The organism is Bradyrhizobium sp. B120, from assembly GCF_049075665.1.
In the GTDB taxonomy this organism is placed as follows: Bacteria; Pseudomonadota; Alphaproteobacteria; order Rhizobiales; family Xanthobacteraceae; genus Bradyrhizobium.
In genome coordinates this window covers 7,525,062-7,547,980 of sequence record NZ_CP185242.1, presented here as the reverse complement: position 1 = coordinate 7,547,980, position 22,919 = coordinate 7,525,062, and the positions used below count along the sequence as shown (strand labels likewise).

The 22,919-nt window shown below is 67.1% G+C and carries 21 protein-coding genes; 3 read left to right on the top strand and 18 right to left on the bottom strand.

Annotated elements, in window-relative coordinates; translation table 11 throughout:
• Positions 1 to 212 precede the first annotated feature (212 nt).
• The 3 genes from ACOIX3_RS35105 (at position 213) to ACOIX3_RS35095 (ending at position 2,939) form a co-directional block, all read left to right on the top strand.
• Positions 213 to 740, top strand: a complete 528-nt coding sequence (locus ACOIX3_RS35105) for a hypothetical protein (RefSeq protein WP_420966628.1) — start codon at positions 213 to 215, stop codon at positions 738 to 740.
• 146 nt (positions 741 to 886) lie between these two features.
• A complete protein-coding gene (locus tag ACOIX3_RS35100; RefSeq protein WP_420966627.1) occupies positions 887 to 1,579 on the top strand; it encodes a response regulator transcription factor in 693 nt (230 codons plus the stop codon).
• A 307-nt stretch (positions 1,580 to 1,886) separates the two neighbouring features.
• Positions 1,887 to 2,939 (top strand): sensor histidine kinase, encoded by a 1,053-nt coding sequence (locus tag ACOIX3_RS35095; protein ID WP_420971869.1) that lies wholly within the window; start codon positions 1,887 to 1,889, stop codon positions 2,937 to 2,939.
• 207 nt (positions 2,940 to 3,146) lie between these two features.
• Here ACOIX3_RS35095 and ACOIX3_RS35090 read toward each other — a convergent pair whose 3' ends face one another.
• From ACOIX3_RS35090 to ACOIX3_RS35005, 18 genes are read right to left on the bottom strand one after another with little or no spacing between them, the layout of a single operon-like run.
• Positions 3,147 to 3,773 carry an FMN-dependent NADH-azoreductase gene (locus tag ACOIX3_RS35090; RefSeq protein ID WP_420966626.1) on the bottom strand — a complete coding sequence of 209 codons (627 nt, stop codon included), beginning with the start codon at positions 3,771 to 3,773 and terminating at the stop codon, positions 3,147 to 3,149.
• 12 nt (positions 3,774 to 3,785) lie between these two features.
• Positions 3,786 to 5,357: an isochorismatase family protein gene (locus ACOIX3_RS35085; protein WP_420966625.1), complete on the bottom strand. Its 1,572-nt coding sequence runs from the start codon at positions 5,355 to 5,357 to the stop codon at positions 3,786 to 3,788.
• A gap of 18 nt (positions 5,358 to 5,375) precedes the next feature.
• The gene (locus tag ACOIX3_RS35080) at positions 5,376 to 6,224 is read right to left on the bottom strand and encodes an MBL fold metallo-hydrolase (protein WP_420966624.1); all 849 of its coding nucleotides are present in this window, start codon (positions 6,222 to 6,224) and stop codon (positions 5,376 to 5,378) included.
• Positions 6,225 to 6,275: 51 nt separating this feature from the next.
• Complete coding sequence (locus tag ACOIX3_RS35075) at positions 6,276 to 7,166, bottom strand: amidohydrolase family protein (protein WP_420966623.1); 891 nt, start codon at positions 7,164 to 7,166, stop codon at positions 6,276 to 6,278.
• Positions 7,163 to 8,281 (bottom strand): vWA domain-containing protein, encoded by a 1,119-nt coding sequence (locus ACOIX3_RS35070; RefSeq protein WP_420966622.1) that lies wholly within the window; start codon positions 8,279 to 8,281, stop codon positions 7,163 to 7,165. Before ACOIX3_RS35070 ends, ACOIX3_RS35075 begins: the two co-directional genes overlap by 4 nt.
• Positions 8,278 to 9,159: an AAA family ATPase gene (locus tag ACOIX3_RS35065; protein WP_420966621.1), complete on the bottom strand. Its 882-nt coding sequence runs from the start codon at positions 9,157 to 9,159 to the stop codon at positions 8,278 to 8,280. The genes ACOIX3_RS35070 and ACOIX3_RS35065 overlap by 4 nt, the downstream gene beginning before the upstream one ends.
• A gap of 9 nt (positions 9,160 to 9,168) precedes the next feature.
• A complete protein-coding gene (locus tag ACOIX3_RS35060; RefSeq protein WP_420966620.1) occupies positions 9,169 to 10,191 on the bottom strand; it encodes a xanthine dehydrogenase family protein molybdopterin-binding subunit in 1,023 nt (340 codons plus the stop codon).
• A gap of 2 nt (positions 10,192 to 10,193) precedes the next feature.
• Complete coding sequence (locus tag ACOIX3_RS35055; protein WP_420966619.1) at positions 10,194 to 11,783, bottom strand: xanthine dehydrogenase family protein molybdopterin-binding subunit; 1,590 nt, start codon at positions 11,781 to 11,783, stop codon at positions 10,194 to 10,196.
• A 12-nt stretch (positions 11,784 to 11,795) separates the two neighbouring features.
• Positions 11,796 to 12,275, bottom strand: a complete 480-nt coding sequence (locus ACOIX3_RS35050) for a (2Fe-2S)-binding protein (RefSeq protein ID WP_097673267.1) — start codon at positions 12,273 to 12,275, stop codon at positions 11,796 to 11,798.
• 6 nt (positions 12,276 to 12,281) lie between these two features.
• Positions 12,282 to 13,100 (bottom strand): FAD binding domain-containing protein, encoded by an 819-nt coding sequence (locus ACOIX3_RS35045; protein WP_420966618.1) that lies wholly within the window; start codon positions 13,098 to 13,100, stop codon positions 12,282 to 12,284.
• 15 nt (positions 13,101 to 13,115) lie between these two features.
• Entirely contained in the window at positions 13,116 to 13,559 is a 444-nt protein-coding gene (locus ACOIX3_RS35040) for an SRPBCC family protein (RefSeq protein WP_420966617.1), read from the bottom strand.
• Between the two features lie 3 nt (positions 13,560 to 13,562).
• Positions 13,563 to 14,000, bottom strand: a complete 438-nt coding sequence (locus ACOIX3_RS35035) for an SRPBCC family protein (RefSeq protein ID WP_173641096.1) — start codon at positions 13,998 to 14,000, stop codon at positions 13,563 to 13,565.
• Between the two features lie 9 nt (positions 14,001 to 14,009).
• Positions 14,010 to 16,901, bottom strand: a complete 2,892-nt coding sequence (locus tag ACOIX3_RS35030; RefSeq protein WP_420966616.1) for a flotillin domain-containing protein — start codon at positions 16,899 to 16,901, stop codon at positions 14,010 to 14,012.
• A 24-nt stretch (positions 16,902 to 16,925) separates the two neighbouring features.
• The gene (locus tag ACOIX3_RS35025) at positions 16,926 to 17,759 is read right to left on the bottom strand and encodes a phosphoenolpyruvate hydrolase family protein (RefSeq protein ID WP_420966615.1); all 834 of its coding nucleotides are present in this window, start codon (positions 17,757 to 17,759) and stop codon (positions 16,926 to 16,928) included.
• A gap of 3 nt (positions 17,760 to 17,762) precedes the next feature.
• Positions 17,763 to 19,973, bottom strand: coding sequence for an ABC transporter permease (locus tag ACOIX3_RS35020; RefSeq protein WP_420966614.1), 2,211 nt, complete (start codon positions 19,971 to 19,973; stop codon positions 17,763 to 17,765).
• Positions 19,966 to 20,748, bottom strand: a complete 783-nt coding sequence (locus tag ACOIX3_RS35015) for an ABC transporter ATP-binding protein (RefSeq protein WP_021075866.1) — start codon at positions 20,746 to 20,748, stop codon at positions 19,966 to 19,968. The genes ACOIX3_RS35020 and ACOIX3_RS35015 overlap by 8 nt, the downstream gene beginning before the upstream one ends.
• Positions 20,741 to 21,826: a branched-chain amino acid ABC transporter permease gene (locus ACOIX3_RS35010; RefSeq protein ID WP_420966613.1), complete on the bottom strand. Its 1,086-nt coding sequence runs from the start codon at positions 21,824 to 21,826 to the stop codon at positions 20,741 to 20,743. The genes ACOIX3_RS35015 and ACOIX3_RS35010 overlap by 8 nt, the downstream gene beginning before the upstream one ends.
• Before the next feature lies 1 nt (position 21,827).
• Positions 21,828 to 22,838, bottom strand: a complete 1,011-nt coding sequence (locus ACOIX3_RS35005) for a branched-chain amino acid ABC transporter permease (RefSeq protein WP_223969581.1) — start codon at positions 22,836 to 22,838, stop codon at positions 21,828 to 21,830.
• Between the last annotated feature and the right edge of the window lie 81 nt (positions 22,839 to 22,919).

The window sequence follows — 22,919 nt, the reverse complement described above, 5'->3', positions numbered from 1 at the left end:
ATTCCAGCCAAATGTCCGTCGATCTCGGCCAACGCAGGCGCGGCCCGCGATCCAGCCATTTGCTGCGCGTGCCGGCCTCCTCGCCAATCCTAAATCCGGCGTCAGAATCTGGCGCATTTGTCAGTTGAAGTCGGCTTCACGCTTGCGTCTTCTGATCATGCTCTGCGTGCGGCGACACGAGGTTCGCCGCGGTCCCAATCAGGGAGGATTTCATGACGAACAGGCTCTTCACGCTTCTCACGGCGGCGACGCTCGCCGTCAGCGTCTCGCTTGCACCCGTAGCCTTCGCCAGAGGTGGCGGCGGTGGCGGTGGTGGTGGGCACGGCGGTGGCGGTGGCTTCGGCGGCGGCCATGGCGGCGGTTTTGGTGCCGCCATGGGCGGCGGCATGCACGGTGGCGGTTTTGGTGGCGGGATGCATGGCGGTGGTTTCGGCGGCGGCATGCGCGGTGGAGGTATGGCGTTCGCCGCCATGGGTGGTGGCGGACATTTTGCCGGTGGGCATTTTGGCGGCGCGCGCTTCGCAGGTTCACCGGCGTTCGGCCCGCGCTTCGCCGGCGCCGGATTCCACGGCTCGCACTTCTTCCATCATGGTGGCTTCTTCCACCACCATCACCGCTTCCATCGCTTCGCCTTCTTCGGCGGGCCCGGCATCTATGCCGATTATTATGACGGCTGCTACCGCAGGGTATGGACGTCGTACGGGCTGCAATGGGTCAATGTGTGCGGGGACTATTGGTGATCGCCCAACGAACCGCACCGTTGTCGCGGCCGTCGCCAGGCGTTCCATCCAGCCCCGGAATGGGATAGTCTGGCGGCGACCGTTGCGGGGCGCTCGGAGAGTTTGAGAACTCGGGGAGTTCAGGACAACTCGGAGAGTTCAAGAACATGACCGGAGCTCACCGCCGCATTCTCGTCGTCGAAGACGATCCGGAGACCGCCGGTCAGCTCGTCGAGGAGCTCACCACGAGCGGCTATGACGTGGATCTGGCCGCGAACGGCCGCGAGGCGCTGAGCCAGGGGGCGGCCCGCGACTACGCCGTGATCACAATCGATCGCATGCTGCCCGACATCGACGGCATCACAGTGATGCGCCAGATGCGCGACGACGGCATCTCGGTGCCGTTCCTGATCATCAGCGCGCTCGGCGAGGTCGATGATCGGGTGCGCGGCTTGCGCGCCGGCGGCGACGACTATCTGGTCAAGCCGTTTTCCTTTGTCGAGCTGCTGGCGCGGCTGGAGGCGCTCGGCCGCCGCAGCGAGACCGTGGCCAAGGAGACCATCCTGCGGGTCGGCGATCTCGCAGTCGATCTGATCGCGCGGACGGCAAGCCGCCGCGGCCGCAAGATTCCGCTGCTGCCGAAGGAATTTCAGCTGCTCGAATATCTCGCGCGCAACGAAGGCCGCGTGGTGTCGCGCGCCATGCTGCTGCAGCACGTGTGGGACCTGCACTTCGATCCTTCCACCAATATCATCGACGTCTATGTCGGCCGGGTGCGCCGCAAGGTCGACGACCAGCAAGCCTATCCGCTGATCCACACGATCCGCGGCATCGGGTACTGCCTCCGTGCTCCTGGCTAAGACCCTCAGATCGTCGACGTTCCGCCTGGCGTTGATCGCTATCGGTACGTTCGGCCTCATCGTGTCCGTGATCTTCGCCTATGTCTACTGGTCGACGCTGTCCTATGTGCGCGACAGGTCCGACCGCGCCATCATGACCGAGCAGGCAAGCCTGGATGATGCCTATGCGCGGTCGGGCCGCGATGGCCTGACCGCGTTGATCGCACAACGCATCGCGAACAAGGGGCTTGCCGATCAGGTTTATCTGCTGGTCGGCCCCGGATCCGTCGTGCTCGCGGGAAATCTCAAGCAATGGCCACCAGACACTGTGGGAGATGGATGGACGGAATTTCGAACCTCGCTGCCAGCGCTGCCTTCCGGAACCGCGCTCGTGCGCGCCGTGACGAAGACCTTGCCAGGCGGTGATCGGTTGCTGGTCGGCCGCGACATCAGCGATCTCGACGGATTCATGGCGCAGATCAGGGCCGCGGGCATCGCGGTCGTCGTGCTGATCATTGGCCTGGCGGCCGCCGCCAGCATCGGGGTCACACGGCGAACGGTCGGCCGGATCGAGTCGATCAATGCGACCAGTCGGGCCATCATGCTCTCCGGCCTCGACCAGCGCATCCCGCTCCATGGCAGTCATGACGAATGGGACCGCGTCGCCGAGAATCTCAATCTGATGCTGGATCGCATCCAGACCCTGATGGGCGACGTCAAGCAGGTCAGCGAGAATATCGCCCACGACCTGCGCACGCCGCTGACCCGAATGCGCGGCCGGCTTGAGAAGGCCTATCACGCCCCGCGCAACGGGGAGGGCGATGCGGCGCTGATCGGCGACACCATCGCCGATCTCGACGCGGTGCTCGGGATGTTCGCATCGATCACGCGGATTTCCGAGATCGAGACGCGGGCCCGCAAGGGTGCGTTCCGCACCGTCAATCTGGTCGAGATCGCAGGCGAGGTGGTCGAGCTCTACGATGCCGCCGCTGAAGAGGTCACGACCCATCTCGACCTTGCCGGCGATCCGGCGGTGCTGGTCACCGGTGATCGCGACCTCTTGTTCGACGCCATCGCCAATCTCGTCGACAACGCCATCAAGCATGGCCGTCCGGGCGGACGGGTGACCGTGACCTGCGACAACGACGAAGGTGAAGCGGTGATCTCGGTCGCCGATGACGGCCCCGGCATTCCGGCCGAGCAGCACGATCGCGTCTTCAAGCGCTTCTACCGGCTCGAGCAGAGCCGCTACACGCCGGGCAACGGCCTCGGCCTCAGCCTGGTCGCGGCGGTCGCGAGCCTGCACGGCGCGCGCATCGAATTGCGCGACAACGCGCCGGGACTGCTGTGCAGACTCGTGTTTCCGCCCGCGGAGGTGTAGAGCGGTTAGCGCTGTCGCGAGAACGCGGATATGTGTCCGCCGGCCGTGCAACAAACTTGGTGTCGTCCCGGGCAAGCGCAGCGCGACCCGGGACCCACCAATGCGAATTGCTTTGCTGCGCTGGGGCCACAGCTCACTCCTACAATGCAACCCTGTGGTTATGGGTCCCTGCTTTCGCAGGGACGACGACGGAACAAGCGAACCCGCTCAAAACCGCCCCGCCATCTCCGCGAGCCTCCGGTGCGCGGCCTCGCGCGCCGTGCGGATCGGATCAGTGGGGCCGGTGGTCGGGCCGATCGGCACGAAGCGGACGTCGCTGACGCCGATGAAGCGCAGCGCTTCGCGCAGATAGGGCGTTGCCATGTCGATGCGGCCGCGGTTCATGCCGGTGACGAAGTCGCTGCCGCTCGCCAGGATCACGACCGTCGGGCGGTCCTTGAGCAGCGGCAGATAACCTAGCGCCGGATCGAAGCGGAAGGTCAGCCCGGGCTGGATGATGACGTCGAGCCACTGCTTGAGCTTGTAGGGGATGGAAAAATTCCACATCGGCGTTGAGATCAGCACGCGATCGGCCAGCGACAGCCGCAGCGCCAGGCGCTCGGCGACGGCAAAGGCGTCGTGTTGCGAATTGGTGAACGTCTTGCCGCCGATCCGGGCGTATTTCGCCTCCAGCAGGTAACCCTCGAACTCCGGCAACGGCTCGCGCCAGAGATTCATCGCGTCGATCTCCCAATCCGGCCGCATCTCGCGGAAGCGATCGAGAAAGACGCGCGCGCCGGCTGCCGATTCCGAATCGGCGCGGGGAGAGCAGGCGACGTGAAGCAGCTTTGGCAATGCGTCCGCCTCTCAGCCGAGCGCCTTGATGACGGTGTCGGCGTTGGTCACGACGGAGACGTTCTGCAGCGCGAAGTTGATCGCAGCGTTGTGCCAGTCGGCATTCATGGTTGAACAGCAATCTTCCGGCACGATCATGAAATAGCCTTTGTCGGCGCCGGTGCGCGCGGTGTGCTCGACCGACATGTTGGTCCAGGCCCCGGTGTTGATGATCATGTCGCGGCCGGTGGCTTTCAGGATGGTCTCGAGTCGGGTGCCTTCCCAGGCGCTCATCCGCATCTTCTCGACCACGAAATCGCCCGGGCGCGGCTCGAGCCCGGAGACCGGTGCCGCGCCCCAGCTGCCGCGCACCATCGCCTTGCTGTCGACCAGCCCCTCGAACAACGGCGCATTCAGTGTCACGCCGGGCGCGCCCGGCTCGACGACGAACCAGACATGGATGATGGCGACACCGCGGGCACGGGCGGCTTCGGCGACACGGCGCACATTCTCCACGACATGCTGCTGCCGGGCATGCGCCGGCGCGCCGGAAGAGGCAAAAGCGCCGCCGTCCATGATGACGTCGTTCTGCATGTCCTGGATGATCATCGCGCAGCGCTGCGGGTCGATCTGCATCTCGCCGCTGGTGAGATTGGGCGCGGAGGGGGACGTTGTGGCGCCCGCGCCGCCGCGCTTGCCGTTCATATAGGGCTCATGGCGCGGCCCGACCTTGGTCGGGATCGCGTAGACCGAATGGGTCGCGGTCAGATAGAGCGTGCGGAAATCGGTGCCGCCCCACGCGAGGTTGGCGACGAGCTCGGGCAGGCGGACCTTGCCGAGCAGGTCGCCGGCGGACGAGTAGACCCAGACGCCGCCCGGCGCGGTGACCCACACATTGCCGCGCTGGTCGCACTTCATGCCGTCGGGCAAGCCGGGCTCGAGCTCGGAGCGGATGCCGGAGGCGAACACGCGCGGATTGCCGAGCGCGCCGTCGGCGCCGACATCGAAGGCGCGGATCAGCGCCTGCACGGTGTCGTTGACATAGAGGATGCGCTCGTCGGGCGAGAAGCACAGCCCGTTCGGTTGCTCGAACAGATAACGGTCGACCAGCAGTTTCAGCGCGCCGCCACCGGGCGGCACCCGATAGACGCCCTGGAAGCCAAGCTGGCGCGGCCGCTCGACGCCATAGACCGGCATGCGGCCGTACCAGGGGTCGGAGAAATAGATCGCACCGGAGGAGTGCACGCAGACGTCGTTCGGACTGTTGAGCTCCTGGTTCTCGTAATGCGAGGCCAGCACCTCGCGCCGCCCGTCGGGCCGCTCGCGGATCAGCGAAGAGGTTGCATGCTCGCAGACGATCAGGTTGAGATCGGCATCATAGGTCATGCCGTTGCATTTGTTCGACGGACGCTTGACCTCGACCACGCCGCGCCGCGCATCCCAGCGCCGGCGCACATCGCCCGGCATGTCCGAGAACAGCAGGAAGTGATCGATCGGGTGCCAGATCGGTCCTTCCGTGAAATCGAAGCCGGTGCCGACCTGGCCGACCGGCGCGTAGGGGTCGATCAGGTCTTCGAATTCGGCGCGCAGCGTGACATGCGTCATCGCGTTCGTCCTCTGCGGTTATGCCGGAAACCAGCTGCGTTGCGGCAGGCTTTGTATGACCGGCCCGGGCACCTGGTCGTACAGGCGGCCGACCACCATGCCGCCCTCGATCTTCGCCGGGCGATCGTGCACCGGCAGCAGATAGCGCGAGCTCGACAGCAGCTTCTTGATCGCGGCCTTCTCGGCGCGCTTGCTGGTGCCGTGGTTGCCGGTGGTGCGCGGCTCGGCGTCGTGGATCTCGTTGAAGGGCGTCACGATCTGGTCGTTGAAATCGTAGATCACGTCGCCGCAGATCGTGGCGATGCCGTCGCCGGTGTGGACATGGATGTTCATCGAGCCCTCGGTATGGGCGTTGGCGGCATCGCAATAGACGCCGGGCATCAGCTCGACAGGGCCGGTGATCTCGAGGTCGAGGAAGCGCAGCGCGCTCTTGGTGTGCAGGCGGTCGATCAAATGCTTGATGTCGGGTGCCGGATATTGCGGATGCATCAGGCCTGAGACGGAATATTCCAGCTCCTTGCGGTTGACGACGACGGTCGTGTTCATCGGGAACAGATCGTCCTTGCCGGCATGGTCGATGTGCAGATGGGTGTGGCAGACGAAGCGGACATCGCCCATCCGCACGCCGTGGCGGGCGAGCTGGTTCTCGATCATGTTCTCGTGGAACTGGAGGCCGCGCATGCCCAGCGTCTCCATGATCTGGTTGGAACGGTATCCGGTATCAACCAGCACGGGGTAGGGGCCGCCGAGGATCAGGAAGCCGAGCGTCAGCACGCGGCGGGTGCGGCCGCAATTGTGCCCGAGCACGAGGAAGCTCGATTCCAGCTCGATGTCGCCATAGTCCAGAATCTTGATCTCCAACGGCATCTTTCTCCCTCCCAATTCGTGTTCGTTGTTGTGTCTGCGTTCGCAGCGCGGCTATGGCTCCAGCCGATAGACCCGCGCTGCCGTCGTGCTGAAGATCGCCTCGCGCTGCTCGCGGCTGAGCCGTTCGGCGGCCGCCTTGAAGGCGTCGATGAGATCGCGGTAGCTGGTCCACAGCTTCTCGATCGGAAAGTTCGAACCGAACAGGCAGCGGTCCGCGCCGAAGATCGCGACGGTGTCGATCACGACGCCGGCGATATGCGCGGCATCGTTGCGGTGGATGAAGGTGCCGAGCCCCGACAGCTTCGACACCACGTTGGGACATTGCGCGAGCCGCGCCATGCCCGCGCGCCAGGCGGCGCGGCCTTGCGGCGACAGATCCTCCAGCATGCCGGCATGCTGCAGGATGAAGGTCACATCGGGGCAGGTTGCGGCGAGGCCCGCGGCATCGGCCATCTGCGGCGCGAACACCTGCAGGTCAAAACTCCAGCCATAGTCGGCGAGATGGCCGACGTTGCGCCGGATCACGGGATCGGTGCAGAGATCGGGGCGGGTCGCGAAGCGATAGAGCGGATTTTCGTGCCAGTGCAGCTGCATGCGCACGCCGCGCACCAGCGGGTAGCGCTTCAACCGATCGAGTTGCGGCCGGACGTCGTCGACGGAGAAATCGGCATAGGCGACGAGGGCGTGCGGCCAGCCGTGCTGGTCGGCGGTCTGCTGCACCCAGGCCGCCTCGTCCTCAAATTGGCCGTTCGGCCAGTTGGTCTGGACATAGACCGAGCGGGTGACGCCGGTGCCCTTGAGGTCGTCGAGATATTCCTCGATCGGATAGTCGCGGCGGATCGGCTCGTAGGGGCCGAAGATGCGCGGCTGCATCGGGCCGGACAGCCAGGCGAGATCGGCCTGACGCCAGATGTGATGATGTCCGTCGACAATGCCGGTCACGCAGCTCTCCTTGTTGCAAGCGACAGCAGATGCGCGACCACGGCCGCGCTCGATCCGCCGTCCACGAGATCATCGACAAAGCGCTGGATCGCGATCAGCGCCTCGGTTTGCGGCTTGAAGCTGGCCGAGGTCGCGAGCGGCGTCAGCCAGCTCACCCGCCAGGCCCGGCGCGACAGCTTTGCAACGGCGTCGCGCAGCGCCGCCGGATCGCCGCGTTCGAGGCCGTCGGAGACGATCACGACGGCGGCGCCGCGGGCATATCCGCCGAACCGGGGCACGGCGAGGAAGGCCCGCAGCGCGTCGCCGATGCGGGTACCGCCGTCCCAGTCACTGACCAGGAAGGAAGCCGCGCTCAGCGCCTGCTCGCGCCGCTTCAGCCGCAGCGCCGGGGTGACACGGGTCAGCCGCGTGCCGAAGGTGAAGACCTCGACATTGCCGGCCGCCTGCACCAGCACATGCGCCAACCTCATGTTCTCCTCGGTGCGCGCCTTCATCGAGCCGGAGACGTCGATCAGGAGCAGGATCTTGCGCGGGCGCTGGCGGCGGCGCATCCGCCCGAGCCGCAGCACCTCGCCGTCATTGCGCACGCTGTCACGCAGCGTGCGGCGCAGGTCGGCGAACGGGCCGCTCCTCGCGCGGCGTCGACGATGGCCGCGTCGCCGCGGCAGCCGTTGTGCCGCGTCGCGCGCCAGCCGGCGCAGCGGATCGCTGGTCGCGGTCTGGGCAAAGCGGCGCTCGACCAGCGCCTCGGCGCGCGCCGCGGCAAGGCCGGATTCATTAGCCTCGTCAGCGAGCGGCGGCTCGTCCTCGCCTCGGCCTTCCTCCTGCAGGCGGACGGTCTCCTCGTCCTCGCCTTCGGCCTGCTCGATCGCCTCAGCGTCGCGGAAATGGATGTCGAACAGCCGGTCATACGTCGCGCGCCGCTCCGGCGGCGGCGCCAGCGTCGCGAGGCCGGCCCGGCGGATGTGCTCCAGGCTCCTGGGCCCGAGCAGCTCGATGGCGGCGAGGAAGCTCGTCGTCTGTTCCGGCGCGACCAGGAAGCCGTTGGCGCGCAGCAGCGCGACAAAGGTGACGAAGATCTGCGCGGCGCGCGGCAGCTTGAGATCGTCGCTCACGCGGCTGCCTCCGCGATGATCGCATCGAGCCGGGGTGAGATGAAGTGAAGATCCTCCTCGTCCTTCAGCGCAACGCCGATCGAGCGCTTGAACGCATCCGGCCAGCGTGCGCCGCCCTTGTGCAGCAAGGTTGCGGCCTCGGCCCAGTCGACCGCCTCGGCAACCCCCGGCGCCTTGCTTAGCGGCTCGCGGCGCAGCCGGCCGACGGCGGCGACCACGGCGCGGGCAGTCGCCTCGGCGACGCTGGAGGCGCGCATCATCACGATCCGCGCCTCGCGCTCGGCGTTCGGATAGTCGATCCAGTGATAGACGCAGCGTCGCCGCAGCGCCTCGTGCAGGTCGCGCGTCCGGTTCGAGGTCAGCACCACCACGGGATGCTCGGCGGCGCGTACCGTGCCGCGCTCGGGGATCGAGATCTGGAAGTCGGAGAGGAATTCGAGCAGGAACGCCTCGAACTCCTGGTCGGCGCGGTCGATTTCGTCGATCAGGAGCACGGTCGCGTCGGGCGCGCGCAACGCGGCGAGCATCGGGCGCTCGATCAGGAACGACTCGCCGTAGATGTCGATGCTCTCCTCGCCGGCCTGCCGGATCGCCAGCATCTGGCGCGGATAGTTCCACTCATAGAGTGCAGCCGAAGCGTCGATGCCCTCATAGCATTGCAGGCGGATCAGCCTGCGGCCGAGCACGGCGGCGATCGCCTTGGCAGCCTCGGTCTTGCCGACCCCCGGCGCGCCCTCGAGCAGCAGCGGCTTGCCGAGCGCGAGCGAGAGATAGGCGGCCGTCGCGATGCCGTCGTCGGCGAGATAATAGGCCGCACGCAGCGCCTTCTCCAGCGCCTCGGGGCTGTCGATGCCGACGATGTTGCTGCGGACCGGCATGAGTTGACCTCAGCGCCGTGGCTGCGGCCGCGCGCCGCCCTGCGCCCGGATCGCGCGCAGCACCTTCTCCGGCGTGATCGGCAGATCATCGATCCGGACGCCGACCGCGTTGAAGATCGCGTTGGCGACGGCGGGCAGCACCGGATTGGCGCACATCTCGCCCGGTCCCTTGGCGCCGAACGGGCCGTCGGGCGCCGGACGTTCCAGCACCGCGATGTCGTGGGGGCAGATGTCGCCGGGTCCCGGCATCAGGTATTCGACGAAATCGCGCGGACCATGCACCGGCTCCGGATAATAGGGCTCCGGCGTTTCATAGAGCGCGTGGCTGACGCCCATCCAGGCGCCGCCGACCAGCTGCTGCTCGACCAGCCGCGGGTTGAGCGCGCGGCCGAGCTCATAGGCCGAGTCCATCCTGACCATGTCGACCTCGCCGGTCTCGTCGTCGACCTCGACCTCGGCGACCAGGCAGGCATGCGCGTAACATGTCGCCGGCGACATCTCGCCGGTCTCGGGGTCGACGTCGGACAGCGGCACCAGGAAGATGCCGCGGCCGGAGATCGTCTTGCCCTGCTTGAACTGCGCGGCGATCGCGACGTCCTTGGTCGAGATCGAGCGGTGCGGCGCGCCCTTGAGGTGGATGTTACCGCGCCCGTCGGTCTCGAGATCGGCGGCGTTGACTTCCAGTTCCTCGGCGGCCGCCTCCATCATCACGCCGCGCGCTTCGCGTGCCGCGGCCATCACGGCATTGCCGACGCGATGCGTGCCGCGCGAGGCGAACGAGCCCATGCAGTGCGGACCTGTGTCAGAGTCGGCGGTGTCGACATAGACGTCCTCGACCGGCACGCCGAGCGTCTCGGCGCAGATCTGCCGCGTCACCGACTTCATGCCCTGGCCGAGGTCGATCGAGGACAGCGCCACGGTGAACTTGCCGCTCGGATTGGAATGCACCAGCGCTTGGCTCGGGTCGCCGCCGAGATTCATGCCGATGGGATAGTTGACCGACGCGATGCCGCGTCCGCGATGCCGGGTCATGGTCAGCGCCTCCTGGTGCCGAAGACGGAAGAGAAGCGGGTGGCGCCGTGCGACGGGGCGCTCGGCCGTGGCGGAGGTGATGGTGGCGGCGAAGAGGGCGGCGGTGGCGGCGGCTCGCGGGTCGCGGTCGGCGCGCGGTCATACGTCGTGCGCTGCTGGATCGGTGCGGCCGCCGGCGCATGCGATTCCCGCGGCGTCAGCGTCACGGCGGCGCGGAGACCGCCACCATCCTTGCGCGACGACATCTGTTTGAACTCCTCGCGGAGCGGCCATTTGGCCTTCTCGGCTGCGACCTGCACGCATTCGATCAGCGCGGTGTTCTTGGCCTCGCGCCGATGCGCCTTCATGTCGCCGTCGCGGTACGCATTGAGAATCCGGAACTCCATCGGGTCCATGCCGACGAGATGGGCGAGCTTGTCCATCTGGCATTCGATGGCGAAATCCATCGCCGTGACGCCGAAGCCGCGCATCGCGGTGGCGGGCGTGCGGTTGGTGAAGACGCAGTAGACGTCGCCATGGACGTTCGGGATCGTGTAGGGGCCGGGCAGATGCGCAGCGCATTTCACGGCGGCGTAGCTCGACAGCCGCGTATAGGCGCCGCTGTCGAAATAGGCGCGCACCTTGCGGGCGACGACGCGGCCGTCGCGCATCACGCCATCCTTGATGTAGATGCGCTCGGCGCCGCGCGGCGGGCCGTATTGCATCTCCTCCTCGCGTCCGAATACGTAGCGCACCGGACGCCCCGTCAGCATCGCGCCGAGGATGCAGAGCGGCTCGGTCAAGGTATCGACCTTGCCGCCGAACCCGCCGCCCACCGTGCCGCCGATAAAATGGAAGGTGTTGGAGGGCACGTCGAGGATCTTGGCGCAGGTGTCGACCGAGAAGAACAGCGCCTGCGTCGAGGTGTAAACAATGTAGCGGCCGTTGGTGTCGGGCGCGGCGATCGAGCCGTTGGTCTCGGTCGGCGCATGCTCGATCGGCGACATCTGGTAGCGCTGCTCCAGCACATGGTCGGCCGTGGCGAGCGCCCGGTCGGCGTCGCCGAAGCGCAGCTGCTGGCGATCATAGGTCTCGTGATAGGTGAAGGTGTTCTTGGGGTAGACCTCGTTGACGACGGGCGCGCCCGGCTTCAAGGCATCCTCGACATCGAACACCGCCGGCAGCGGCTCGTAGTCGATCTTGACCTTGGCAATGGCCTCAAAGGCCTCGCGTGGACTGTCGGCGACGATGGCGACGATCGGCTCGCCCTTGTAGCGCACCTTGTCGACGGCGAGCGACGGCTCGTCGTCCTTGCCGAAATTGATCAGGCTGAGCAGCGTGTTCAGGTTGCGGGGTACGTCGGAGGCGCGGATCACGCGCCGCACCCCCGGCGACCGCTCGGCCTCCGATGTGTCGATGCGCCGCAGTCTTGCATGAGAATGCGCGCTGCGGACCACCTTCAGGTGCAGCATGCCTTGCAGCTTGTGGTCGTCGAAATAAGGCGACGTGCCGGTGACATGGCCGAGCATGTCCTGGCGCTGGGTGCCCTTGCCGATTTCCTTCAGATTATCGTCGCGCTCGTCGGCGAAGAGGTCCTTGCGCAATTCCAGCATGGCACTGTTCCCTTACGCGCGGGCCCGGCCGCCGGATGCGGCAGCCAACACGGCGTTGATGATCGGCTCATAGCCGGTGCAGCGGCAGATATTGCCGGAGATCGCCTCGACCACTTCGGCGCGGCTCGGCTGCGGATTGCGGTCGAGCAGCGCTTTCGCGGCCATCAGCATGCCCGGTGTGCAATAGCCGCACTGCGCGGCGAAATTGTCGGCAAAGGCGCGTTGCAGCGGGTGCAGATTGGGGCCGTCCTTGATGCCGTCGAGCGTCTCGACCGAGCGGCCGGCGACCGTTTCGGCCAGCGTCAGGCAGGAGAGGTGCAGCTCGCCGTCGATCAGCACGCTGCAGGTGCCGCAGCCGCCCTGGCCGCAACCGAATTTCGGCGTCATGTCGCCGATCAGCTCGCGCAGCGCGACCAGGAGGTTGGTGCCGCCGTCGACGAAGATCGCGACATCGCGGCCGTTGTGGCTGAATTGCAGAGGGGTCTTGGCCATCGCGATTTATTCCTGACCGGACAACAGGCGCCTGAGATGCACGCCGACGATCTCGCGGCGATACCAGGCGCTGGCGAGCGCATTGTCGCCGGGCGAAGTTCCTTCGACGGCTGCCGCGGCAGCCGCATTGATCGTGGAGGCGTCGAGCGAGCGTCCCTCCAGCGCGCGCTCGGCGGCGCGGGCGCGGATCGGGGTTGGCGCCATCGACCCGAGCGCGACGCGGGCGCCGACGATCCGGCTGCCGTTGACCGGCAGATGCGCCGCGAGCGTGATCACCGCGCCGCCCTTGGGCTTGATCCGCGCGATCTTGCGGTAGCGGAAGGCCTCAGTGCTGCCGGGCTTGGCAAATGAGATCGCGAGCACCAGCGTGCCGGTCTGCCGGTCGCGCGATTGCAAGAATTCCTCGATTCCGATCTCGCGGCCGCCGAGGCCGCCCTGCACCGAGACCATTGCATCGAGCGCGAGCATCGCGACCGTGAAGTCGCCATACGGCACCGGTGCGAACAGATTGCCGCCGACCGTGCCCATGTTGCGCACCGCCGGTCCGCCGATCGAGCGGGCAGGGGCGTGCAGGAAGCCGAGATCGCGTTCGGCCAGGATGCGCGCGAAGGTGACGCCGGCGCCGAGCGTGATGCGCGAGCCGGAGGCGTCGATCCTTGTCATCGCCTGGTCGCTGGCGCGCACGACGGTCGAGATCGAGATGTCGCCCTCGTTCAGCGCCCGCATCACCAGCGTGCCGCCGCCGAGATAGCGGGCGCTGCGATCGGACGACAGCGCCGCCGCGGCGTCATGGGTGCTGGTGAAGGTCTTCACCGTGACTGGCATGATGTCCTACCCCGCTTATGCGGCCTCCTTCAGATGCCGGCGGATGGCGTCGAAGCCGGCCTGGTAGATGTCTTCCGAAACCATGTGCGTGATGCGGTCCGTGTCCTCGGTCCGCGTCATGAAGCGCGACTCCCAGTGCCAGAAGGTTCGGTCGCCGTCGGTGACCGGCAGCAGGCGAACATGCGCGACGTAGTTGAACATCGGGACCGGCGTATCGAGCAGGCAATAGCTGAAGCTCTGTTCCAGGTCGGACAGCGCCAGCAACTGCTCGCGCAGTTCGGATCCGTCTTTCAGCTTGAAGCGCCTGACGCAGCCGATCTTGTCGGACGGTTGCGCGCGCTCGATGCCGCTGGTCGCTACCGCCGGGTGCCAGCGGTCATGGCCGTTGAAATCGCGCAACACGGCCCACACCGTACCGGTCGGTGCATCCAGGATCGTGCTTTTGACGATATGCGGCACGGCCTATCCCCCGAACGCCCGCTTCAGCGCGTCGAACCCGCCCTGGAACACACCGCCGCCGATATTGTTGACCAGTTCCGCCTCGCGCTCCGGCGCGCAGTCGAACTCGGCCGTCCACTCCATGAACGTCTGGTCGCCGTCGGTGACCGGCGTGAGCCGCAGCGTCGCGACGTAGTTCTCGACGCCCATCGGCGATTCCAGGATCGAGTAGGTGCAGAACATGTCGTAGTCAGACAGGCCGAGCAGCTTCTCGCGGATGCGATCGCCATTGCGCAGCCGAAAATCCCTGATGCACCCGATCTTGTCCGAGGGCTCGCCGCCTTCGATCCGGCTCTCCGCGATCGCGGGGTGCCAGTTCGGCAGCCCGTTGAAATCGCGAACCCGGGCCCAGACCCGGTCGTTGCGGGCGTTGACGACAGTAGAGACGTAAACCCGTGCCATGTTGCGAGCTCAGTCCTTCTTGCGCGGCGTGCGTTCGGGGCGCGGCTCGCCGCCGCCTTCGGGCGTTGCCGGCTTGGTCTCACCGCCGCTCTTGCGTGCGCTCTCCTTGATGCCTTGCATGTCCCGGGCCTCGCGGATCAGGCCGGGCATCTTGGCGAGGCTGCCGCCCTCGACGCCGATGTCGGAGAGGATCGAGTCGATCAGCGGCGCCTGCACGCGGTAGCGCAGCGCCGAATCGATCACCTCGTCGGTGGCGCTGCGGCCGGAGCCGCCGCCATTTCCGTTGCCGTTGAGGCCGTCGACCTGGAGGATGCGAATGCCCTCGATCTTCTCCATCGGCTTGACGCTCTCGCGCACGATGCCCTCGATCCGGTCGAGCAGCTTGCGGCGGAACAGTGAGTAGCGGGCCTGGTCGGTCAGCACGTTCTCGGCCTCGTTGAGCAGGCGCTGTGCCTCGGCCTCGACCGTGGCACGGACCCGTTCGGCGCCGGCTGCGATCCTGGTTTCCTCGGCCTGCTTCTCGGCGAGCAGGACCTCGATGGTCTTGCGCCGCTTGGCGATTTCGCTCTCGCGCGCGGTGACGACGCGCTCGGCCGCCTCGGTGGCGTGGACCCTGGCGTCCTCGGCGGCGGCGCGTGCCGCCGATTCCTCCAGCGACTTCTGGTGCAGTGCGATCGCCTTCTCCATCAGCGCGGTTTCGACGTCCTTCTCCCGGTTCACCTCGAGTTTGCGCAGTTCGCGCTCGCGGCCGACCCTCGCCTCGTCGAGACCTCGGTCGGAGGCGATGCGGGCGCGCTCGACCTCTTCGCGCGCCGCGATCTCGGCCTCCTGCAGCGATTGATTGCGGGCGACCTCGAGCTGCTCGATCGAACGGCGCCGTTCGATCCGCGCCGCCTCCAGCGCCTGCTCGCGGGTCACATCGGTGGTCTCAACCTCCTTGCGGGCCGTGATCTCGGCCTGCTTCACCTGGCGGTCGGCATCGATCCGCTCCGAGCGCTTGGCGGCGAGCGCGATCACGCGCTCCTCGTCGGCGAGCTCGATCGCCCGCTTCTGGTCGATGTTGAGCACCTCGCGGGTCCTGGAGGAGGTGATCCGCTCGCTCTCCAGCGCCAGCTCGACATCGATGCGCTGCCGCTCAACCGCGTCGCGGCGCTTCAGCTCGGCGGCCTCGATCGCCCCGGTGCGCTCGATCTCGAGCGCGCGGGTCTCGCGTTCGGCACGGATGCGCTGCGCGGCGACCGACTTCTCCTGCGAAATGCGCGCGGCCTCGATCGATTCACGCGAGGCGATGTCGGCCTCCTCGATCGCACGGGTGCGCGCGATCTCGAGGGAGCGTACGTGTTCCTCCTGCGCGATCCGGGACGCCTCGGTGGCGTCGCGCGCGGTGATTCCGGCGATCTCGATCGCCTGGTTGCGCTCGATCTCGAGCTTGCGCGTGGTGTGATCGGCGGCGATGCGCTCGGCCGCCAGCGTCTTCTCTCTGATGATCCGGGCGGCCTCGACCGACTTCTGCGCCTCGATCTCGGCTTCCTGGATGGTTCGGACCTGCTGGATCTCCAGCGCGCGGGTACGCTCGTCGGAGGAGATGCGCTCGACATTGACCGTCATGGTCTGGGCGATGCGCGCCTTCTCGGTGGCCTCGCGGGCCGCGATCTCGGCTTCCTCGACCGCGCGGGTGCGCTCGATCTCGCGCCGGCGGGTCTCTTCCTCATTGGCGATCCGAGCGTCGGTGACGACGCGGTCCTGCTGGATGCGGGCCTTTTCAATCGATTCGCGGGCGGCGATCTCGGCCTCCTCCACCGTGCGCATCCGCTCGATCTCGCGCTGGCGCACCTCACGCTCGGAGGCGATGCGCGCAGTGTCGACCGAGCGCTGGTTGGCGATCCTGGCTTTCTCGATCTCCTCGCGCGCGAGCAATTCCCGTTCTTCCACCGCGCGGGTGCGCTCGATCTCCCGGTGCCGGGTCTCCCGTTCCGACGCGATGCGCGCCTCGGTGATCGCCTGCTCGTTGGCGATGCGGGCCTTCTCGATGGCTTCGCGCGCGGTGATCTGGGCCTGCTCGGCCTCGGTCTCGCGCAGCGCGCGTTCACGTGCGACTTCAGTGCGTTGCAGGGCGCGGCGCATCTCGATGTCGCGCTCCTGCTCAAGGCGGGCGGTCTCGCTCTCGCGCTCGATGTCCAGCGCCTGCCGCTCAGCCTCCAGGTTGCGGGAGCGGATCTTGATCATCGAGTCCTGCTCGATGTCGTTGCGCAGCTTGCGCTTGGCCTCGATGTCCTCCATCAGGCGGGTCAAGCCTTCGGCGTCGAAGCGGTTCGACGGATTGAAATATTCGAGGTCGGTCTGGTCGAGATCGGTGATCGCGACCGATTCCAGTTCGAGGCCGTTTTGCGCCAGCGCTTCGGCGGCATTGGCCTTGACGCGGGCGACATATTCGCCGCGCTGCTCGTGCATCTGCTCCATCGTCATCTCTGACGCAACCGAGCGGATCGCGGAGATGAACTTGCCGGAGAGCAGCGTGTGCAGCTGTTCCGGCTCCATGGTGCGGCGGCCGAGCGTGGCGGCGGCGATCGAGACGGCCTCGCGGGTCGCCTGCACCCGGACGTAGAAATCGGCCTCGATGTCGACGCGCATGCGGTCGCGGGTAATCACGGCATCCTGCCTGGAGCGCACGATCCCCATCGGCAGCACGTTCATGTTGACCGGCGTGAAGTCGTGGATGAACGGCAGCACGAAGGCGCCGCCATTGATCACCACGCGTTCGCCGAGGAAACCGGTCCGGACGAAGGAGGTTTCCTTCGATGAGCGGTGGTAGAGCCAGTTCACCACATAGACGATGATGACGATCGCGACGATTGCGACGATGAGCCAGAGGATCAATTCACCGACCAGCATCCCTGACATCTCTTCCTCCCTTGGTCACGGCGGCTAGCGCGCGCCGATCGCCTTGAACTTGCGAACCTGATCCGTCAGCGCCCGCTCGACCGGCAGGCGCTCCATCGAGGAGGCGCCATAGAAGCCGTGGCAGTTGCGGGTCTGCTTCATGATGAAATCGGCATCCGCGGGGTCCGCGATCGGACCGCCATGCGCGAGCACGATGATGTTCGAATTGACGCTGAGCGCGGCCTCGGCCCAGGCCTCGATCCGGGCAGGGCAGTCGGCGAGCTTCAGCGCGGTCTGCGCGCCGATCGTGCCGCCCGTGGTGAGGCCCATATGGCAGACGATGATGTCGGCGCCCGCGATTGCCATCGCGGTCGCTTCCTGCTCGCTGAACACATAGGGCGTGGTCAGCATGTTCTTGTCATGCGCCTTCGCGATCATGTCGATCTCGAGCGCGTAGGACATCCCGGTCTCTTCGAGATTGGCGCGGAAGGTGCCGTCGATCAGGCCGACGGTCGGAAAGTTCTGCACGCCGGCGAAGCCGATCGCCTTGAGCTGGTCGAGGAACACGTCCATGTCACGGAACGGATCGGTGCCGTTGACGCCCGCGAGCACCGGCGTCTTGGTCACGACCGGCAGCACCTCGCCGGCCATCTCGACGACGATGGCGTTGGCGTCACCATAGGGCATCAGGCCGGCGAGCGAGCCGCGGCCGGCCATGCGGTAGCGGCCGGAATTGTAGATCACGATCAGGTCGACGCCGCCGGCCTCCTCGCATTTTGCCGATAGGCCAGTGCCCGCGCCGCCGCCGACGATCGGCTCGCCGCGTGCGATCATGGCGTGAAATTTCTTCAGCAGCGCCGCGCGTTCAAACCTGGGCATGGGTCACCTCGCCACTCTCCGCCGGCCATCGGCGCGTCCGAGCAGCGGACGGAACGCGCTGACGATGGCGGCGGTGAACTCGGGATCGTTGATGTTGCGCTTGATGCGGATGATCTGCCGGTTACCGGTCTGGCGCACGGTGCGCTCTAGCGCGCGGAACAGCGCCGCGTCGGCATCCGGATCCCAGAACGGCTGGCCGGGTGCATCGAGCGCGGAGACGCCGCCTTCGGCCAGGAAGAAGCGCACCGGCCCATCCATCTGGTTGAGGCGTTCGCCGATCCAGCGGCCCATCCGCTCGTTCTCTTCCGGCGTGGTCCGCATCAAGGTAACCTGCGGATTGTGGACATGGAACTTGCGCTGCCGGTAGCGCTCCGGAATGGTGTCGGGCGCGCCGAAATTCACCATATCCAGCGCGCCGACCGAGCCGACATAGGGCACGCGGCTGCGGATGATGGCGCCGAAACGATCGTCGGTCGCCGGGAACACGCCGCCCATCAGCAGGTCGCAGACCTCGGTCGTGGTGAGGTCGATGACCCCGGCGAGCTGGCCAGACTCGACCAGCTTCTCCATCGAGCGGCCGCCGACGCCGGTGGCGTGGAACACGAGGCACTCGAAATCCTCGCGAAGGTCAGCCGCGATCTTCTGCACCGCCGGCGTGGTGACGCCGAACATGGTGATGCCGATGGCCGGAAGATGAGCGCCCGTATCGCGCTGCTTTCCGGTCTGTCCCTCGAGCCGCGCCTTGACCATGCCGACCATGGCATGGGCGCCGTTGCCGAGCACCGTGCGCGAGATCGAGTTGAGACCCTGCACGTCGGTCACGGAATACATCATGGTGATGTCGGCGGGACCGACATAGGGGCCGACGTCGCCGGACGCGACCGAGGAGATGATGAGCTTCGGCACGCCGATCGGAAGCGCGCGCATGCCCGGCGCGACCAGCGACGCGCCGCCCGAGCCGCCCGCGGAGATGATGCCGGCGACATTGCCCTGGCGGCGCAGCCATCGTTCGAACGCCTCCGCCATCGCGGTCACCGAGGCGCCGCGATCGGCGCCGAACACGCTCGCGCCCCCGCGGCCGTGGTTCAGTGCGATCTCTTGCGCGGTGACGTCGCAGCTCGTCGCCTTGCCGCTGGTCGAGACGTCGACCAGTCGGGTGCGCAGGCCGCTGGCCGCGATGATATCCCGGATGAAGCGCAGCTCCGCACCCTTGGTGTCGAGCGTGCCGACGACCAGCACGACGGGCGGCCCCGATGTCCTCGACGTTGCCGGTTCGCGCCGCGTGCGGGTTGCTTCCTCGAGACGCGTGACGGCGACGGACTGCGTCCGCGCGGCGGCTTCGATACGAGCGATCGGCACCGGTTGCGACCAGCGCGTCGGCAGCACGGGATTGGAGACGTAGATGCGAGCCGGACCCTTGCGTTCCGGCTGCGGCGTGCCGGCCGCCTCAGCCTTCGCCGGCGCCGTCTCGGCATCGATCTCGTCAGCGCCGTGGGTGCCGACGCCGAGCAGCCGCTGCTGCAGCTCGCGGTCGGTCGCAAGGCGGGCGGAGTCGATGATGCGGTTGATTCGGCCGTTGACCATGATGGCGACGTTGCGTGACACCGCCGTCGCGACGCCGATGTTCTGCTCGATGACCAGGATGGACATGTCGCCTTCGTCGCCGAGACGCAGCAGCATCTCCTCGACTTGCGCGACGATCACAGGTGCAAGGCCTTCGGTCGGCTCGTCCATGATCAGGAGCTGCGGGTTGGTCAGCAATGCGCGCGAGATCGCGAGCATCTGCTGTTCGCCGCCGGAGAGCTGGTTGCCGCCGTTGTTCTTGCGTTCGGCGAGGCGCGGGAAGGTGTCGTAGATGCGCTCGATGGTCCAGGCGCCACGGCGCAGGCCGCCTGCGAGCGCAAGGTGTTCGTCGACCGTCAGCGAGCGCCACAGGCGCCGGCCCTGCGGCACATAGCCGACGCCGAGCCGGGCGATCCGCGCCGGATTCAGCCGCGTGACTTCCTCGCCGCGAATCCGGATCGAGCCACTGCTGGCGCGCACCAGGCCCATGATGGCCTTGCACAGCGTGGTCTTGCCCATGCCGTTGCGGCCGACCACCGAGAACACGCCGGCATCGAGCGTGAGGTCGACGCCCTGCAGCGCATGCGAATGCCCGTAGTAGACGTCGAGGCCCTTCACCTCGAGTGCGGGCGCGGGACGGCGGTCATTCATGGCCGCCTCCGAGATAAAGCTCCTGCACCTCGGGATCGGACTCGATCTCGCGCGGCAGGCCTTCCTTGAAGATGCGGCCGTTGTGCATCATCGTCACGCTCTCGACGACGCGCAGCGCGACGTCCATGTCGTGCTCGATGATGATGTAGCCGATATGGGCCGGCAGCGAGGTCAGTATCTCGATCAGCTCACGCCGCTCGGTCGGCGACAGTCCCGCCGCCGGCTCGTCGAACAGGATGAAGCGCGGCGCGCCGGCCAGTGCGAGTGCGATTTCGAGCTGGCGCTGCTGGCCATGCGCCAGTTCGGCGACGCGCTGGTCCTTGACGCCGGCGAGGTGCACGGCCTGCACCAGCGTTTCGGTCGCGTGCATCAGCGCATCGTTCTGTCCCGGGCGCAGCAACGAGAACCGGCCGCGCGAGACGCCCCGGCAGGCGAGATAGACGTTGTCCTGCACGGTGAGGCCGGGAAACAGCGCCGAGATCTGGTAGGTGCGGCGTAAGCCGCGGCGGATGCGTTCATAGGGCGGGAACTGGGTGATGTCCTCGCCGAAGAAGCGGATCGTGCCGGAGGAGGGCGGGAAGTCGCCGGTGATGCAGTTGAACAGCGTCGTCTTGCCGGCGCCGTTGGAGCCGAGCACCGCGCGGCGTTCGCCGGGGCGCACGGTGATGGTGACGTCGGTCAGCGCGGCCAGCGCACCGAACAGCCGGGTGACGCCGCGCAGCTCCAGGGCTGCGCCGGCGCCGACCACGGACAGTCGCTGCGCGACGCTATCCATGGCGGCCTCCGCCCGAACGTTGTGTCGCGGATGCGCTACGCCGCCGCCAGCGGTCCCAGAGGCCGATCACGCCGTCCGACGACCAGAACACGATGGCGAGGAAGCCGAGCCCGATCAGCAGTCGGAAGCGGTTGCCGTCGAGCCCGAACTTGATCAGCACGTCGAGCGCGAAGGTGCGCAGCAGCACGAAGATCAGCGCACCTATGAACGGGCCGATCGGCCGGGTGATGCCGCCGACCACGGCGATGATCAGGACGTCGATGCAGGCGCCGACGCTGACCGAGCCGGGCGAGATCTGCCGGTAGTTCCAGACCTGCAACACGCCGCCGAGCGCCGCGATGAAGGCGGCGAAGGCGTAGGCCGCGATGCGGTGGGCATTGGGATTGAAGCCGAGCGCCGCCATGCGGCGGGGGTTGTCGCGGACGCCCTGCAGCGCGAGGCCGAACGGTGCGCGCGAGACATACTGGACGGCGAAGTAGCAGATCGCGGCGACGCCGAGCGTCACGTAGTAGAAGGCGATATCGGCGCGCCAGTCGACGCCCCAGAAATGCGGCGTCGCGACGGTGTTGATGCCGGTATGGCCGTTGAAGATCGCCCAGTTCTGGTTGGTAAAGTAGTAGAAGGCCGCGCCGATCGCGAGCGTGATCATGATGGTGTAGATGCCCTCGGTGCGCACCGCGAGCGCGCCGCCGAGCGTGCCGAACAGCGTCGCCAGCGCCAGCGCCATCGGGGTCGCGAGCCACCACGGCCAGCCGAGGCTGATATTGGCATTGCCGCTCATGCCGAACACCGCGACCATGTAGCCGGCGAAGCCCGCGATGGTGAGCTGCATCAGGCTGACCATGCCGCCATAGCCGGCGAGGAACATCAGGCTCAGCGCGATGATGCCGAGGATCAGCGTGGTGGCGAAGATCTCGATCAGGAAGAAGCCGTTGGCGATCAGCGGCATGATCACGAGGATCAGCGCGACCAGCCAGGCCGCCGGATTCTGGAATTCCGGCCAGGCGCGGATCAAGGCGCGGCGGGTCGCGTTGGCGGATGGGTCGGGGCGGAACTGGGTGCTCTGCAGCAACGACATTTCATCGCCTCGCGAGCAGGCCCTGCGGCCGCAGCGCCAGCACCACGACCATGATCAGGAACGTGACGACGATGGCGTAGGTCGGGATGTAGACCGAGCCGAGTTGCTCGGCGAGCCCGATGATGACGGCGCCGAGCGCAGCCCCCGGGATCGAGCCCATGCCGCCGACGATCACGACCACGAGCGAGGCGAGCAGGAAGCGCGTGTCCTCGCCCGGCGACAGCGACTGGAAGGTGCCGCCGACCACGCCGGCAATGCCGGCAAGGCCCGCGCCGAGCGCGAACACCAGCACGAACACCAGCTGGATCCGCACCCCGGTCGCGGCCAGGATGTCGCGGTCGTCGACCCCGGCACGCACGATCATGCCGATCCGGGTGCGGTTGAGCGCCAGCCACATCGCGACGCCGATCACGACGGAGGCCGCGAAGATTACGAGCCGCACCAGCGGATATTGCAGATAGACCGGCTCGCCCGATGATTTGATCGCTGTCAGCAGCGGCAGCTGTACCGGGCCGATCAGCCAGCTCGGGGTCTGGACCTGGTAGAAGTCGCCGCCGAACACCCAGAGCATCAGATCGGCGAACACGATCGAGAGCCCTATCGTGACCATGGTCTGCCTGAGGTCCTGTCCCTCCATGCGGCGGAACACGGCGAGCTGCAGGATCACGCCGACCAGCGCCGCCGCGATGAAGGCGACGATGAAGCTCAGGATCCACGACCCGGTCCAGGTGCTGATGGCGTAGCCGATATAGCCGCCGAACAGGTAGAGCGAGCCGTGCGCGAGGTTGACGTTGCGCATCAGGCCGAAGATCAGCGTGAAGCCGCTGGCCACCAGGAAATACAGCCCGCCGAGCGTGATGCCGTTCAGCACGGCGTTGAGGAACACGCGCTTGCGGCCGATCGCGGCTTCCAGCCCCGGCGGCCAGATCGCGAACACCAGCCACAGCAGCACCGCGACCGCGATGATCACGATCAGCGCCCAGGCCGGATGGCGTTCGATGAACCTGGCCATCTCCGTCGCGTTCCCTCAGTGGTCGCGACCGTCTGCCGGGCCGCGTGTCCAATATCCTACCGAGGGTGAAAGCTACGGATT

Coding starts and splice junctions, on each gene's coding strand:
- ACOIX3_RS35105 (WP_420966628.1), top strand. CDS start 213: ATGACGAACAGGCTCTTCACGCTTCTCACGGCGGCGACGCTCGCCGTC.
- ACOIX3_RS35100 (WP_420966627.1), top strand. CDS start 887: ATGACCGGAGCTCACCGCCGCATTCTCGTCGTCGAAGACGATCCGGAG.
- ACOIX3_RS35085 (WP_420966625.1), bottom strand. CDS start 5,357: ATGACGCATGTCACGCTGCGCGCCGAATTCGAAGACCTGATCGACCCC.
- ACOIX3_RS35080 (WP_420966624.1), bottom strand. CDS start 6,224: ATGCCGTTGGAGATCAAGATTCTGGACTATGGCGACATCGAGCTGGAA.
- ACOIX3_RS35065 (WP_420966621.1), bottom strand. CDS start 9,159: ATGCCGGTCCGCAGCAACATCGTCGGCATCGACAGCCCCGAGGCGCTG.
- ACOIX3_RS35060 (WP_420966620.1), bottom strand. CDS start 10,191: ATGACCCGGCATCGCGGACGCGGCATCGCGTCGGTCAACTATCCCATC.
- ACOIX3_RS35055 (WP_420966619.1), bottom strand. CDS start 11,783: ATGCTGGAATTGCGCAAGGACCTCTTCGCCGACGAGCGCGACGATAAT.
- ACOIX3_RS35050 (WP_097673267.1), bottom strand. CDS start 12,275: ATGGCCAAGACCCCTCTGCAATTCAGCCACAACGGCCGCGATGTCGCG.
- ACOIX3_RS35045 (WP_420966618.1), bottom strand. CDS start 13,100: ATGCCAGTCACGGTGAAGACCTTCACCAGCACCCATGACGCCGCGGCG.
- ACOIX3_RS35035 (WP_173641096.1), bottom strand. CDS start 14,000: ATGGCACGGGTTTACGTCTCTACTGTCGTCAACGCCCGCAACGACCGG.
- ACOIX3_RS35030 (WP_420966616.1), bottom strand. CDS start 16,901: ATGTCAGGGATGCTGGTCGGTGAATTGATCCTCTGGCTCATCGTCGCA.
- ACOIX3_RS35025 (WP_420966615.1), bottom strand. CDS start 17,759: ATGCCCAGGTTTGAACGCGCGGCGCTGCTGAAGAAATTTCACGCCATG.
- ACOIX3_RS35020 (WP_420966614.1), bottom strand. CDS start 19,973: ATGAATGACCGCCGTCCCGCGCCCGCACTCGAGGTGAAGGGCCTCGAC.
- ACOIX3_RS35015 (WP_021075866.1), bottom strand. CDS start 20,748: ATGGATAGCGTCGCGCAGCGACTGTCCGTGGTCGGCGCCGGCGCAGCC.
- ACOIX3_RS35010 (WP_420966613.1), bottom strand. CDS start 21,826: ATGTCGTTGCTGCAGAGCACCCAGTTCCGCCCCGACCCATCCGCCAAC.
- ACOIX3_RS35005 (WP_223969581.1), bottom strand. CDS start 22,838: ATGGCCAGGTTCATCGAACGCCATCCGGCCTGGGCGCTGATCGTGATC.